Source organism: Citrobacter sp. Cpo015 (assembly GCF_030333035.1).
Taxonomy (GTDB): Bacteria; Pseudomonadota; Gammaproteobacteria; order Enterobacterales; family Enterobacteriaceae; genus Citrobacter; species Citrobacter portucalensis.
This window is the reverse complement of the sequence record NZ_JAOWGS010000028.1, coordinates 37908-51846: the sequence shown is the minus strand read 5'-3', so window position 1 is coordinate 51846 and position 13939 is coordinate 37908. Positions and strand designations below refer to the sequence as shown.

General features: G+C 53.4%; 13 protein-coding genes. 7 read left to right on the top strand and 6 right to left on the bottom strand.

All coding sequences use genetic code 11. The features are described from left to right. Positions 1 to 204: 204 nt before the first annotated feature. Positions 205 to 1545 (top strand): polyamine export protein PaeA, encoded by a 1341-nt coding sequence (gene paeA / locus OGY67_RS09510; protein WP_003830418.1) that lies wholly within the window; start codon positions 205 to 207, stop codon positions 1543 to 1545. A gap of 66 nt (positions 1546 to 1611) precedes the next feature. Here paeA and OGY67_RS09505 read toward each other — a convergent pair whose 3' ends face one another. Then, on the bottom strand, positions 1612 to 1818 hold the full coding sequence (locus OGY67_RS09505) for a DUF1107 domain-containing protein (protein ID WP_003025710.1): 207 nt from the start codon (positions 1816 to 1818) through the stop codon (positions 1612 to 1614). A gap of 328 nt (positions 1819 to 2146) precedes the next feature. Between OGY67_RS09505 and OGY67_RS09500 the strand changes: the two genes are divergently transcribed. Continuing rightward, entirely contained in the window at positions 2147 to 2704 is a 558-nt protein-coding gene (locus OGY67_RS09500; protein ID WP_235125690.1) for a YtfJ family protein, read from the top strand. On the opposite strand, the gene cysQ is transcribed toward OGY67_RS09500, so the two are convergent. Further along, positions 2694 to 3434 (bottom strand): 3'(2'),5'-bisphosphate nucleotidase CysQ, encoded by a 741-nt coding sequence (gene cysQ, locus OGY67_RS09495; RefSeq protein ID WP_008786026.1) that lies wholly within the window; start codon positions 3432 to 3434, stop codon positions 2694 to 2696. The genes OGY67_RS09500 and cysQ overlap by 11 nt on opposite strands. 189 nt (positions 3435 to 3623) lie before the next feature. Between cysQ and cpdB the strand changes: the two genes are divergently transcribed. After that, on the top strand, positions 3624 to 5567 hold the full coding sequence (gene cpdB, locus OGY67_RS09490) for a 2',3'-cyclic-nucleotide 2'-phosphodiesterase (RefSeq protein ID WP_267456480.1): 1944 nt from the start codon (positions 3624 to 3626) through the stop codon (positions 5565 to 5567). 47 nt (positions 5568 to 5614) lie between these two features. Here the strand turns inward: cpdB and OGY67_RS09485 are convergent, their stop codons facing one another. Beyond that, positions 5615 to 5995: a winged helix-turn-helix transcriptional regulator gene (locus OGY67_RS09485; RefSeq protein ID WP_032934267.1), complete on the bottom strand. Its 381-nt coding sequence runs from the start codon at positions 5993 to 5995 to the stop codon at positions 5615 to 5617. 90 nt (positions 5996 to 6085) lie between these two features. Here OGY67_RS09485 and OGY67_RS09480 point away from each other — a divergent pair, with 90 nt between their 5' ends. From OGY67_RS09480 to OGY67_RS09470, 3 genes are all read left to right on the top strand, one after another. Beyond that, entirely contained in the window at positions 6086 to 6934 is an 849-nt protein-coding gene (locus OGY67_RS09480; protein WP_286573888.1) for an SDR family oxidoreductase, read from the top strand. Positions 6935 to 7015: 81 nt separating this feature from the next. Next, a complete protein-coding gene (locus OGY67_RS09475) occupies positions 7016 to 7840 on the top strand; it encodes an AraC family transcriptional regulator (RefSeq protein WP_020996259.1) in 825 nt (274 codons plus the stop codon). Positions 7841 to 7916: 76 nt separating this feature from the next. Then, the gene (locus tag OGY67_RS09470) at positions 7917 to 8882 is read left to right on the top strand and encodes a DMT family transporter (RefSeq protein ID WP_048236274.1); all 966 of its coding nucleotides are present in this window, start codon (positions 7917 to 7919) and stop codon (positions 8880 to 8882) included. 68 nt (positions 8883 to 8950) lie between these two features. On the opposite strand, the gene OGY67_RS09465 is transcribed toward OGY67_RS09470, so the two are convergent. Beyond that, entirely contained in the window at positions 8951 to 10522 is a 1572-nt protein-coding gene (locus tag OGY67_RS09465; protein WP_100271601.1) for a methyl-accepting chemotaxis protein, read from the bottom strand. 244 nt (positions 10523 to 10766) lie between these two features. Between OGY67_RS09465 and ytfE the strand changes: the two genes are divergently transcribed. Then, positions 10767 to 11429 (top strand): iron-sulfur cluster repair protein YtfE, encoded by a 663-nt coding sequence (gene ytfE / locus OGY67_RS09460; RefSeq protein WP_003025690.1) that lies wholly within the window; start codon positions 10767 to 10769, stop codon positions 11427 to 11429. A 147-nt stretch (positions 11430 to 11576) separates the two neighbouring features. On the opposite strand, the gene cycA is transcribed toward ytfE, so the two are convergent. Continuing rightward, positions 11577 to 12986 carry a D-serine/D-alanine/glycine transporter gene (gene cycA / locus OGY67_RS09455; RefSeq protein ID WP_048227199.1) on the bottom strand — a complete coding sequence of 470 codons (1410 nt, stop codon included), beginning with the start codon at positions 12984 to 12986 and terminating at the stop codon, positions 11577 to 11579. A gap of 308 nt (positions 12987 to 13294) precedes the next feature. Further along, positions 13295 to 13915: a BamJ family beta-barrel-assembly machinery protein gene (gene bamJ / locus OGY67_RS09450; protein ID WP_032934269.1), complete on the bottom strand. Its 621-nt coding sequence runs from the start codon at positions 13913 to 13915 to the stop codon at positions 13295 to 13297. Positions 13916 to 13939 lie beyond the last annotated feature (24 nt).

Sequence of the window (13939 nt, the reverse complement as noted above, 5' to 3'; positions counted from 1 at the left end):
CGAGCCGGTTTTCAATGAATATTCCATTGGATTTATACTCTAAGGATTTCGAGTTGCAGGCAGGCGGCAAACTCGTGAATCCCCAGGAGCATAGAGAACTATGTGACTGGGGTGAATGAGTGCAGCTAACGCACCTGCAGCTTGAAAGACGACGAGTATCAACTTCTCCCTTCCGAGGATCTGACCCGAACGGTCGGATAAGATATGTTAAACAGTATTTTAGTCATTCTCTGCCTGATCGCCGTGAGTGCGTTTTTCTCGATATCTGAGATCTCGCTTGCTGCATCACGCAAAATAAAACTTAAACTGCTTGCCGATGAAGGCAACGTAAACGCACAACGTGTTTTGAAGATGCAGGAAAACCCCGGCATGTTTTTTACCGTCGTGCAAATTGGCCTTAACGCGGTCGCCATTCTCGGCGGTATCGTCGGTGATGCAGCATTCTCCCCGGCGTTTTACAGCCTTTTCTCGAAGTACTTCACTCCAGAGCTGTCCGAACAGTTAAGCTTTATTCTGTCGTTCTCGCTGGTTACTGGCCTGTTCATCCTGTTCGCGGATTTAACCCCGAAACGCATCGGTATGATTGCGCCAGAAGCTGTGGCTTTGCGTATCATCAACCCGATGCGCTTCTGCCTGCTGGTCTTCCGCCCGCTGGTGTGGTTCTTTAACGGTCTGGCAAACAACATTTTCCGTCTGTTTAAGATCCCAATGGTGCGTAAAGACGACATCACCTCGGACGACATTTACGCCGTGGTCGAAGCGGGTGCGCTGGCGGGTGTTCTGCGCAAGCAGGAGCATGAGCTGATTGAAAATGTATTCGAACTGGAATCCCGTACCGTCCCGTCTTCAATGACCTCGCGCGAGAATATTATCTGGTTCGATCTCCATGAAGATGAGCAAAGCCTGAAGAACAAGGTGGCGGAACATCCGCACTCCAAATTCCTGGTGTGTAACGAAGATATCGACCACATCATTGGTTATGTTGATTCAAAGGATCTCCTCAACCGCGTACTGGCGAACCAAAGCATGGCGCTGAACAGCGGCGTACAGATCCGCAATACGCTGATCGTCCCGGACACGCTGACGCTCTCTGAAGCGCTGGAAAGCTTCAAAACCGCAGGCGAAGACTTTGCCGTCATCATGAACGAGTACGCGCTGGTGGTGGGGATTATCACCCTCAACGACGTTATGACGACGCTGATGGGCGATCTGGTAGGTCAGGGTCTGGAAGAGCAGATTGTGGCACGTGATGAAAACTCATGGTTAGTCGACGGCGGTACACCGATTGATGACGTGATGCGCGTGCTGGATATCGACGAGTTCCCGCAGTCCGGCAACTATGAAACCATCGGCGGCTTTATGATGTTCATGCTGCGTAAAATCCCGAAACGCACCGACTCGGTGAAGTATTCAGGTTACAAATTTGAAGTGGTGGATATCGATAACTACAAGATCGATCAGCTGCTGGTGACGCGTCTGGACAGTAAACCTACCGTTCTGGTACCAAAACTGCCAGATGCAAAAGAAGAGGCAAAGGCGTCTTAACGCCTTACAGAAACATCAACGGCTCCCATCAGGAGCCGTTTTTTTAACTACTGCATAGCACTTTGATCAAGCCATCTCAGTTTGCAGACGCAAGACCTGACGGTTAACTTCGGACATCACGGAAAAATGCAGTTTGTCCTTCACTTTTGGGATAAGAATCTTACCCTTATCAAATTCAAAAGCGCCTACATCCTTGATATATAACCGTCCACGAAACAGGATCTTCACGTACTTCGCCACCTGCAGCGGGTTGTATCGTTGGAAAATTTTCATTGTTGTCTCCTGCTGAGCATTACGCCTTTGCGGTACCACAATCGGTCCGACAATCCTCAGGCGCAAATTTTAATGCCCTATGACTATAGACTATCTCGTTGATGTTTCCAGCGTGTATAAGTTTATTTACCTTCAAGTTACAATTATTCAGAATTATCTTTTCAACGCTTCGCTGTCTTCAGTATAAGCCTTCATTTTTCGCAGGATTTGTGCGCCCGTCCGCAAACTGGCATCGCGCTTGCGGGAAAAAGCATCATTCGCACATATGATTAAATTCCAGACCCAAGTGGTCGGATCACCTGCAAAATAAAAGAAAGAAGGAAAACCTATGACCTTACGAAATCTGCTGGCGCTGTCGTGCCTGCTACTGCCGATGATTGCCTCCGCACATAAGTTTGAGACTGACCAGCGCGTACCGCCGGTGGGGATCGCCGATCGCGGCGAACTGATTCTCGATAACGATAAGTTTAGCTACAAAAGCTGGAATAGCGCGCAGTTGCCAGGCAAAGTGCGAATTGTGCAACACATTGCCGGACGCACCTCCGCCAAAGAGAAAAATGCGACGCTGATCGAGGCAATTAAAGCCGCCAACCTGCCGCACGACAAATACCAGACCACCACTATCGTCAACACGGATGACGCCATTCCCGGCTCCGGTATGTTTGTGCGCAGCAGTCTGGAGAGCAATAAGAAGCTCTACCCGTGGTCGCAATTCATTGTCGACAGCAATGGCATTGCGCGTAAAGCCTGGCAACTGGATGAAGAGAGCTCCGCTATCGCCGTACTCGACAAGGACGGACGCGTGCAGTGGGCAAAAGATGGCGCATTAACGCAGGAAGAGGTGCAGCAGGTAATTGCCCTGCTGCACAAATTACTCAGTAAATAGAGACGCGGAAGCCGGGGTTGAGGAACGATTCACGTGGGGTGTAATCCAGAGGTTTCCCCTGCCAGTCGTGAACGTGCGCTCCGGCTGCGGCTGCAACGGCATGGCCAGCGGCGGTGTCCCACACGTTGGTTGGCCCAAAACGCGGATACAGCTGTGCGTGCCCTTCCGCCACCAGGCAGAACTTCAGCGATGAGCCAATCGACGTGGTCTGGTGCTCACCCAACTGTTGCAGATATTCTTTTAACTCATTGTCGGCATGCGAGCGGCTAATGACCACCAGCGGCGGACGCGCGTCACGAACCTGAATTTGTTTGCGTACGCCGCACTCTTCTTTCCACGCTTTACCTTCTGCTGCGCTGTACATCACTTTCATTACCGGCGCGTAAACCACGCCCAGAACCGGCTTTCCTTTCTCGATCAGCGCAATATTGACGGTAAATTCACCGTTACGCTTAATGAACTCTTTGGTCCCGTCCAGCGGGTCCACCAGCCAGTAGCGCTGCCAATGCTGGCGAACATCCCAGCCAGGAGGCGCCTCTTCAGACAGAACCGGAATATCCGGCGTCAGCGCCAGTAATCCTTCGAGGATCACCGTATGTGCGGCGATATCTGCCGCCGTGACCGGAGAATCATCCTGCTTGCTGGTAATCTCCATCGGTTTGATTCCATCGTAGACCTGCATAATGGCATCGCCCGCGTTCCGTGCAAGCTGGCATACATGTTCTAGCATTCTCCACCTCGTTTCTGTCAGTGGTGTTAACTCGTTGTTTTACTTATACCCGATCGTCAGGGGATCCGCCAACTGTGATAGCGTCTGCGGTTTTAAACGCTATATTCATGTCATGATTCACAGTTCTGTAAGCAAGAAGATTTATATACATTTTCTTTTGTGGCTTAGATCTTAAAAGGATGCCCCCTGATGATTAAGTTTAGTGCAACGCTTCTGGCAACGCTGATTGCAGCCAGCGTCAATGCCGCGACCGTCGATCTGCGTATAATGGAAACCACTGATTTGCATAGCAATATGATGGATTTCGATTATTACAAAGATACACCGACTGAAAAATTCGGTCTGGTACGTACGGCAAGTCTGATCAACGCTGCGCGTGGTGAAGTCAAAAACAGCGTGCTGGTTGATAATGGCGATCTGATTCAGGGCAGCCCGCTCGGAGATTACATGGCGGCCAAGGGGCTGAAAGCGGGCGAAACTCACCCGGTATATAAGGCGCTGAATACCCTGGATTACGCGGTGGGTAACCTCGGCAACCATGAATTCAACTACGGTCTGGAGTATCTGCACAACGCGCTGGCCGGGGCGAAATTCCCTTACGTTAACGCCAATATCATCGACGTTAAGACCAAGAAGCCGCTATTTACGCCTTACTTGATCAAAGACACTGAGGTGGTCGACAAGGAAGGGAACAAGCAGATGCTGAAGATTGGCTATATCGGCTTTGTGCCACCGCAGATTATGACCTGGGATAAAGCCAACCTCAGCGGCAAAGTCACGGTGAACGACATTACGGAAACTGCACGCAAATACGTTCCGGAAATGAGAGAAAAAGGCGCCGATGTCGTGGTGGTGGTTGCTCACTCCGGGCTTTCTGCCGACCCATATCAAACCATGGCGGAAAACTCCGTTTATTACCTCAGCGAAGTACCGGGCGTGGATGCCATTATGTTTGGTCACGCTCACGCCGTCTTCCCGGGTAAAGACTTTGCCAATATTAAAGGCGCAGATATCACAAAAGGTACGCTGAATGGGGTTCCTGCTGTGATGCCGGGTATGTGGGGCGATCACCTGGGCGTGGTGGATTTAGTGCTGAATAACGACAGCGGTAAATGGCAAGTCACTCAGGCGAAAGCCGAGGCGCGCCCGATCTATGACGCCGCAGCCAAAAAATCACTGGCAGCAGAAGACAAAAAAATCGTTGAGATCCTGAAAGCCGATCACGACGCCACGCGTGAGTTTGTCAGCAAACCGATCGGTAAATCCGCCGACAACATGTACAGCTATCTGGCGCTGGTACAGGATGACCCGACCGTACAGGTGGTGAACAACGCGCAGAAAGCCTATGTAGAACACTTTATTCAGGGCGATCCGGATCTGGCAAAACTACCGGTACTTTCCGCCGCCGCGCCGTTTAAGGTCGGTGGACGCAAGAACGATCCGGCAAGCTTCGTAGAAGTCGAAAAAGGTCAGTTAACCTTCCGTAACGCCGCTGATTTGTATCTCTATCCCAACACTCTGGTGGTAGTGAAAGCCAGTGGTAAAGAGGTGAAAGAGTGGCTGGAATGTTCTGCCGGGCAGTTCAATCAGATTGATATCCACAGCAGCAAACCACAGTCGTTGATTAACTGGGATGGATTCCGTACCTATAACTTCGACGTGATTGACGGCGTGAATTATCAGATTGATGTTTCACAACCCGCCCGCTACGACGGTGAATGTCAGACCATTAACCCGAAAGCGGAACGTATTAAAAATCTGACCTTTAACGGCAAACCAATCGATCCGAATGCCACCTTCCTCGTCGCGACCAACAACTACCGCGCCTACGGCGGTAAGTTTGCCGGAACCGGCGACAGCCACATCGCGTTTGCTTCTCCGGATGAAAACCGCTCGGTGCTGGCGGCCTGGATTGGTGCTGAGACGAAGCGTGCCGGTGAAATTCACCCGGCGGCAGATAACAACTGGCGTCTGGCGCCAATTCATAGCGATACGCCGCTGGATATTCGCTTTGAAACATCACCGTCTGATAAAGCCGCGGCATTTATTAAAGAGAAAGGCCAGTATCCGCTGAAGAAAGTCGCGACCGATGACATCGGTTTCGCTATTTATCAGCTGGATTTAAGTAAGTAATTTTCGTGCCGGATGCGGCGCAATAGCGTCTTATCCGGCCTACAAAACTACGCAGCCCGTTCGTCCCGCTGCGCTAAAACCTGCGGCAAATTCAGTTCTATCCAGTCCGCCAGCGCGGCGACTTTATCGCTCACCTGCTCACCCAACGGCGTCAGGCTATACTCCACGTGCGGCGGCACCACCGGATACGACACCCGATTGATAAACCCGTCATGCTCTAACGCTTGCAAGGATTGCGCCAGCATCTTTTCACTGACCCCGCCCATCTTACGGCGCAAATCGCTGAAACGGTGCGTACCGTCGCGCAGCGCCACCAGAATCAACACGCCCCAGCGGCTGGTGACGTGTTTTAACACCTCACGGGAGGGACACTGTTCGGCAAACAAGTTGCCATCGCGTAACTGCTGGGAGAGCGTCGATGCTGTCATTTTCATACTAACCTTTTTGTGCGTACTTACTAAAAGTAAGTTTAGGTGTTAGCGTGATTAAACACAAGACCAATACCAAGGAGTCACTCCATGATCGCAATTACCGGCGCCACCGGCCAACTGGGCCAACACGTTATTGAATCTCTGCTGAAAACCGTTCCTGCCAGCCAGATTGTGGCAATTGTGCGTAATCCCGCTAAAGCGACGGCGCTTAGCCAGCAGGGCATTACCGTTCGTCAGGCGGATTACAGCGATGAAGCCGCCTTTACAACTGCCTTACAGGGTATCGACAAGCTACTGCTAATCTCCTCCAGCGAAGTGGGACAACGCGCCCCGCAGCATCGCAACGTGATTAACGCAGCGAAAGCCGAGCACGTGAAATTCATCGCCTACACCAGCCTGCTGCACGCCGACACCTCCCCGCTGGGGCTGGCTGATGAGCATGTGGCAACCGAGAAGATGCTGGCTGAATCCGGTATCGCCTACGCGCTGCTGCGTAACGGCTGGTACACCGAAAACTATCTCGCCAGCGCACCGGCTGCACTGGAACACGGCGTGTTTATCGGGGCTGCAGGTGAAGGCAAAATTGCCTCAGCGACCCGCGCCGACTATGCCGCTGCCGCCGCGCGCGTCATCAGTGAAGACGGTCACGCCGGTAAAACTTATGAACTGGCGGGCGACGCAGGCTGGACCCTGAGCCAGTTGGCTGCCGAGCTGGCAAAACAGAGTGGTAAAAAAGTGGTGTATCAGAACCTGAGCGAAGCAGATTTTGCCGCCGCGCTAAAAGGTGTAGGCCTGCCTGCCGGGCTGGCGGACATGCTGGCTGACTCAGACACTGGCGCCTCCAAAGGTGGTCTGTTCGACGACAGCCATACGCTGAGCAAACTGATTGGTCGCCCGACCACCTCGTTGGCTGACAGCGTCAAAGGCATCGTGTAAGTGTTAAAAATTAGTTAATTGTGGTGGCATCCCCGCGCATCCTCTCTGATAATGACAGGATGATGCGTGGGGAGAGAAAACGTGCAAGGTGTACCTGAGCAGTTTATTGATGAGAAAGACAGCGCCCGCTTTCGCCATCTGGCGCAGGTGCCGGGCGTTGAGCTGTATCATGCACACATCTCGCGTTACGCTTTCGAGCCGCACACCCATGAAGCGTTTGGCATTGGCGCGATAGAAGCCGGAGCCGAACGTTTTCGTTATCGCGGCACGCAGTATGTTGCCCCCGCCCATTCCGTCGTCACCATGAATCCCGATGAGCTGCATACCGGCGAAGCCGAAACCGCCGACGGCTGGCGCTATCGGATGATTTACCTTGAACCCGACCTTCTGGAAGAGGTCACCGGGATCCGCCACTGGTGGTTTCATGACGTAACGCGTCACGATCCGCTGCGCTCGCGCCAGATCTGCTCGCTGATCCACGGCCTGTGGAACACGGAGGATCCGCTGGCGCAAAAAGGACTCCTACTCGATCTGATCGACACGTTCCAGCCGCTGGCCCGCCATGCGCCAGTATTAACGGAGGGGGCGCATCGCTTTGAACGGGTACGTGAGTATCTGCACGATAATTATATGCATCCGGTCACGCTCGACGAGCTGGCGCGGGTTGCATCGCTGAGTCCCTGGCATTTTCAGCGCCAGTTTAAGTCTCATTTCCACGTCACGCCGCACCAGATGCTGATGGCGATCCGGCTGTGGCGAGCCAAAGGTTTTCTCACTTACGGTATGCCCGCCGCAGAGGTCGCCGCCGCAACCGGCCTCACCGACCAGTCGCATCTCACCCGCGCGTTTACCCATCGCTACGGCATTACGCCGGTGCGTTATCAGAAACAAGTCGTCCGGCGTTGATCAGCAATCTCATACAATACGGCAGCATTTTTCCTGCCTACACTCGACTCATTGTTAAACGATGTGGATGTCAAAAATGATTAGCGGTGTGTTGTATGCCCTGTTGGCCGGGCTGATGTGGGGATTAATTTTTGTTGGACCGCTGATCGTACCGGAATACCCGGCGGTATTGCAGTCGATGGGGCGTTATCTGGCGCTGGGGCTGATCGCATTGCCGATTGCCTGGCTGGGACGTGCGCGCCTGCGTCAACTCGTGCGGAAAGACTGGGTAACTGCGCTGACGCTAACAATGATGGGGAATCTGATTTATTACGTTTGCCTGGCAAGCGCCATCCAGCGCACCGGCGCACCGGTCTCCACGATGATTATTGGTACATTGCCGGTGGTGATCCCGGTCTTCGCTAACCTACTCTACAGCCAGCGTGACGGCAAATTATCATGGTGGCGTCTGTCGCCTGCGCTGGTATTGATTGGTATAGGACTGCTGTGCGTGAATATCTCGGAGCTGAATCAGGGGTTACCAGACTTTAGTGGCTGGCGTTATGGTTCCGGCATCGCGCTGGCGCTTGTCTCGGTGGTGTGTTGGGCATGGTACGCGCTGCGTAATGCCCGCTGGCTGCGCGAGAATCCGGATAAGCACCCGATGATGTGGGCGACGGCCCAGGCTCTGGTAACGTTGCCCGTTTCTCTGCTCGGTTACATTGCCGCCTGCCTGTGGCTGAACGGGCAAACACCGGACTTCGCTCTACCCTTCGGTCCGCGTCCGGGCGTGTTTATCGGTCTGATGATAGCCATTGCGGTATTGTGTTCGTGGGTTGGCGCACTGTGCTGGAACGTCGCCAGCCAAAAATTGCCGACGGTGATCCTCGGCCCGTTGATTGTCTTCGAAACGCTGGCTGGCCTGTTGTACACCTTTATTCTGCGTCAGGAATTTCCACCTCTGCTGACGGTTAGCGGTATTGCGCTACTGATGGTTGGGGTGGTGATAGCAGTCAGAGCCAAGCCGCAGAAACCGAGCGTCGTGGTGGTTTCACAATCATAATGTGCCGGATGGCACTGCTTATCCGGCCTACAAGGACTGTACGATCTCATGTAGGCCGGATAAGGCGTTTACGCCGCCATCCGGCGCGACACCTTAAACACCGCTACCGTCTGGTTCAACCGCGCGGCCTGCTCTTCAAGCGCAGCAGCGGCGGAAGCGGATTCTTCTACCAGCGAGGCGTTTTGCTGCGTGACGCGATCCATTTCGGCAACCGCCTGGCCTACCTGATCGATACCCCGACTTTGTTCATCAGAAGCTGAGGCAATCTCCCCCATGATGTCGGTCACGCGGGTCACAGCGCTAACTATTTCCGCCATCGTTTCGCCCGCTTCATGCACCAGCGCCGTACCGGCATTGACCCGATTCCCTGAGTCATCTATCAGCGCTTTGATCTCCTTCGCCGCCTGAGCGCTACGCTGCGCCAGCGTCCGAACCTCGCCTGCGACCACGGCAAATCCGCGCCCCTGCTCGCCCGCACGCGCCGCTTCCACCGCCGCGTTTAGCGCAAGGATATTGGTCTGGAAGGCAATACCGTCGATAACATTGGTAATTTGCGCGATTTTGCTGGAACTGGTGGCGATTTCATCCATCGTACGCACCACACCATCAACCACGGTTCCGCCTTTTTGCGCCGTCTGTGAAGCATTTTTTGCCAGACTGGTCGCCTGACGCGCGTTATCTGCGTTCTGTCTCACGGTTGCGGTAAGTTGTTCCATGCTGGCTGCGGTCTCTTCCAGAGAGGCGGCCTGCTGCTCGGTACGTGAAGAGAGATCGTTACTGCCTGCGGCGATTTCACCCGCGCCGGTATAGATGGTATCGGCCCCGTCACGCACCACGCTGACCGTATTCGCCAGCGCCTGCTGCATGTCACGGACGTTACTTGCCAGCAGCGCCATTTCATTGCTGCCATCGGCGTTGATGCTGTGTGTCAGGTCACCGGCGGCAATGTAGCGAATATGTCCCATCACCTCGTGGAGCGGCTTGAGCAGCACTCGCTGCATCGCCAGCCAACTGGCGATAATCACGGTGACGACAATCAGCATCACCGCGGACAGCAGCCAGATTATCTTCTGGTAATCACTCTCATTGTCCTGCACTCCGGCAGCGGCCAGCGCCGTTTGCGCGCTACGCCATTGCCGATAAACGTCCTGCATGGCCGTTTGCTTTTGCTCGGCATTCTGCTTGAACATCTCTTCCAGCTTTCCTTCAGCCAGCAGCGCGTTCATTTTTGCCAGCGTCGCAGAATAGATGCCGTACTGCTCTTCCAGTCGATCGGCCAGATGCTCATCCAGCCCCGGCGTTTCCGGAAGAGCGTAGTATTTATCGTAATGCTCTTTCGATTCGGCCAACAGGCGATTTGCCGTGTTCACCAGCTCCTGCAGCTGACCGCCGTTAATATCGCTGGCCATCGTTCCCTGTAAACGCAGCATGCCCCGGTTGAGCGTGACGCGAGCCTGGTTCAGGCTAATCCACGCATCGGTAAACTCGGCCACGTTCTGGCTGGAAAGTTGAGACACGTTAAAGTTCTGCTTATCGTTATTGAGTGCGCCAATAAAGACGCCCGCGGAGATGAGCTGCATTGCGCCCAGCGCGAGTAACACGGTGATAAGTAAGGTTATCACTTTGATTCGTTTGAACATCTGTAGCCTTTTATTATGCAGGTATTGTCTGAGGTCTAACTATCGGCAGCGGCGTGCGCTTATTTAATCCTGTCGTGCGGCTTTTTTCGCCGTACTTCTCCTTTCCAATAAGATTCAGCATCTTAACGAGATAAGAAATTTTCGTGACGCCCATCACAAAACGCCCCACCCCGAAAGGGTTATATCCTTCGCCATAAGTTGCATTTAAAATACATCTTATATTATTGAGAATGAGGTAACGGCAATGTCTTATCGCGATCAACCTTTAGGTGAACTGGCGCTCTCTATCCCTCGCGCTTCGGCCCTGTTTCGTAAATACGATATGGATTACTGCTGCGGCGGTAAGCAAACGCTGGCACGCGCTGCCGCGCGTAAAGAGCTGGATTTAGACGTTATTGAGGCGCAGCTCGCGCAGCTGGCTGAACAGCCGCTGGAGAAAGACTGGCGTACCGTGGCTCTGGCTGAAATCATCGACCATATCATCGTGCGTTATCACGACAGACACCGCGAACAGCTGCCGGAGCTGATCCTGCAGGCCACTAAAGTTGAACGCGTTCACGCAGACAAACCGAACGTACCGCGCGGTCTGGCGAAAAACCTGACCATGCTGCATGAAGAGCTGTCCAGCCACATGATGAAAGAAGAACAGATCCTGTTCCCGATGATCAAACAGGGCATGGGTAGCCAGGCGATGGGGCCAATCAGCGTGATGGAAAGCGAACATGACGATGCGGGTGAACTGGTGGAAGTGATCAAACACATCACCCATAACGTAACGCCGCCACCAGAGGCCTGCACTACCTGGAAAGCCATGTATAACGGCATTAACGAGATGATCGACGACCTGATGGAACACATCAGCCTGGAAAACAATGTGTTGTTCCCGCGTGCCCTCGCAGGTGAATAAAAAAGCCCGGTGGCGCTAGCGCTTACCGGGCCTACAACGACCTCGAACGTAGGCCTGATAAGGCGAAGCCGCATCAGGCAATCCCGCCAGCATATTGCCGGATGCGGCGTAAACGCCTTATCCGGCCAACATCTCACTGCTTAGCGATTATCGCACGCCTGCCATACGTTTCTTACCGATAAACAACCAGCCCAGACCCAGCGCGATGAACCACAGCGGCGTCACAATCAGCGCCTGGCGGGTATCTTCTTCCAGCGTCAGCAGTACCAGTACAAAGACGAAAAACGCCATACATACCCAGCACATCAGCTTGCCTAACGGCATCTTGTAGATTGATTTTTCATGCAGGTGAGGACGCTGCTTGCGGTACACCAGGTACGAGCAAAGAATGATGGTCCAGACGAACATGAACAGAATCGCCGATACGGTGGTGATCATGGTGAAGGCGCCAATCACGCTCGGGTTCACGTACAGCATCACCACGCCGCCCAGAAGACAGATACAGGAGAAGGTTAAACCCTTCGCCGGAACTGCGCGTTTAGACAGCTTGGCAAACGCTTTAGGCGCAACGCCTTCCTGCGCCAGACCGAACAGCATACGGCTGGTAGAGAACACGCCGCTGTTTGCAGAAGAGGCAGCTGAAGTCAGCACCACAAAGTTGATCAGGCTCGCCGCAGCAGGCAGACCAACCAACACAAACAGTTCAACGAATGGGCTCTTGGTTGGCACTACCGAGCTCCACGGCGTAACGGACATAATCACGATCAGCGCGAACACGTAGAACATGATGATACGGATTGGAATCGAGTTAATGGCGCGCGGCAGAGATTTCTCCGGGTCCTTGGTTTCCGCTGCGGTCGTACCCACCAGCTCAATACCCACAAATGCGAACACCGCTATCTGGAAGCCGGCAAAGAAGCCGCTCAGACCTTTCGGGAACCAGCCACCGTCATTCCACAAGTGCGTGAACGATGCCTGAACGCCGGTTGGCGACTGGAAGTGCGTCAGCACCATCACCAGACCGACGACAATCAGGCCGATAATGGCAACGATTTTGATCATCGCGAACCAAAACTCCATCTCACCGAACATTTTTACGGTGGCGAGGTTAAGGCTCAGCAGTAGCACGATCACCGCCAGCGAGGCGACCCAGTCTGAGAGTTCGGGGAACCAGAATTGCGCATACGCGGTAATGGCGACAACGTCTGCCATCCCGGTAACGACCCAGCAAAACCAGTAGGTCCAACCGGTAAAATACCCGGCCCATGGCCCGAGCAGGTCAGAGGCAAAATCACTAAACGATTTGTACTCCAGATTCGAGAGCAGCAATTCACCCATTGCACGCATCACGAAAAACAGCATAAAACCGATGATCATATACACAAAGATGATCGACGGTCCGGCGAGACTGATGGTTTTACCGGAGCCCATAAACAGGCCAGTACCGATAGCGCCACCAATAGCAATAAGTTGAATATGACGGTTTGTGAGATTGCGCCGTAGCGACTGTTCAGACGACGCCTCTTCAGCGGTGTCGACTTTTACCTGATCTACCATGTTTTTTCTTCCTGTACCTGTCTGTGTTGTTCAGGCTCTACGGCCTTTAGTGTGTCTATGATACGACGATCCTGTTATCAGGACTCATCGATATTAGGTAAGAATTGGCGGGATGAATACTAAGATTTAGATATAATGTTAATTTAATGTTTAAAGTGAGTGTCATATCACTCTGATAGCGCGAATCAGCTCACAAAAATACACGCTGATGGGGCATTTGCAAGATAAAATATCGACAACGACGTAACTATAGCTTTTCACGCTATTTTTTTGCTCCCCCCGGCCTCGGGGGGAACAGAAGTCACTGCTTACAGGATCTCAAGCAGCTCAACTTCGAACACCAGCGTGCTGAACGGAGGAATGGACGCGCCAGCGCCACGCTCGCCGTAAGCCAGTTCCTGAGGAATAGTCAGTTCCCATTTGGAACCTACCGGCATCAGGGTCAGCGCTTCAATCCAGCCTGGGATTACGCCGTTAACCGGGAATTCAGCCGGTTCGCCACGTGCGACAGAGCTGTCAAACACGGTACCGTCGATCAGCTTACCGGTGTAGTGCACGCGAACGCGGTCAGTACGTGCCGGAATAGCACCTTCACCCTGGGTCAGAACACGGAACTGCAAACCAGATTCAGTGCTGTTCACACCGTCTTTCTCACGGTTTTCTTCCAGATATTTGACGCCATCAGCCGCCATAGCCTGGAAACGCTCGCGACGAACTGCATCAGCACGTTCGTGGATTTCACGCAGTGCGCGATGCACAACATCAACCGGCACTGCCGGGTGCTTACCTTCCAGCGCGTCAGCGATACCCGCTACCAGCGCTTCAGGCAACAGTCCTTCCAGTCCGGATTCGCTCAGCTGTTGTCCTACCTGCAAACCAATGCCGTAGCTTGCTTGCGCTTCGATAGTGTCAAAAGTCGGGTTAGCCATCATATTTCCTTTCATCGGATGTAA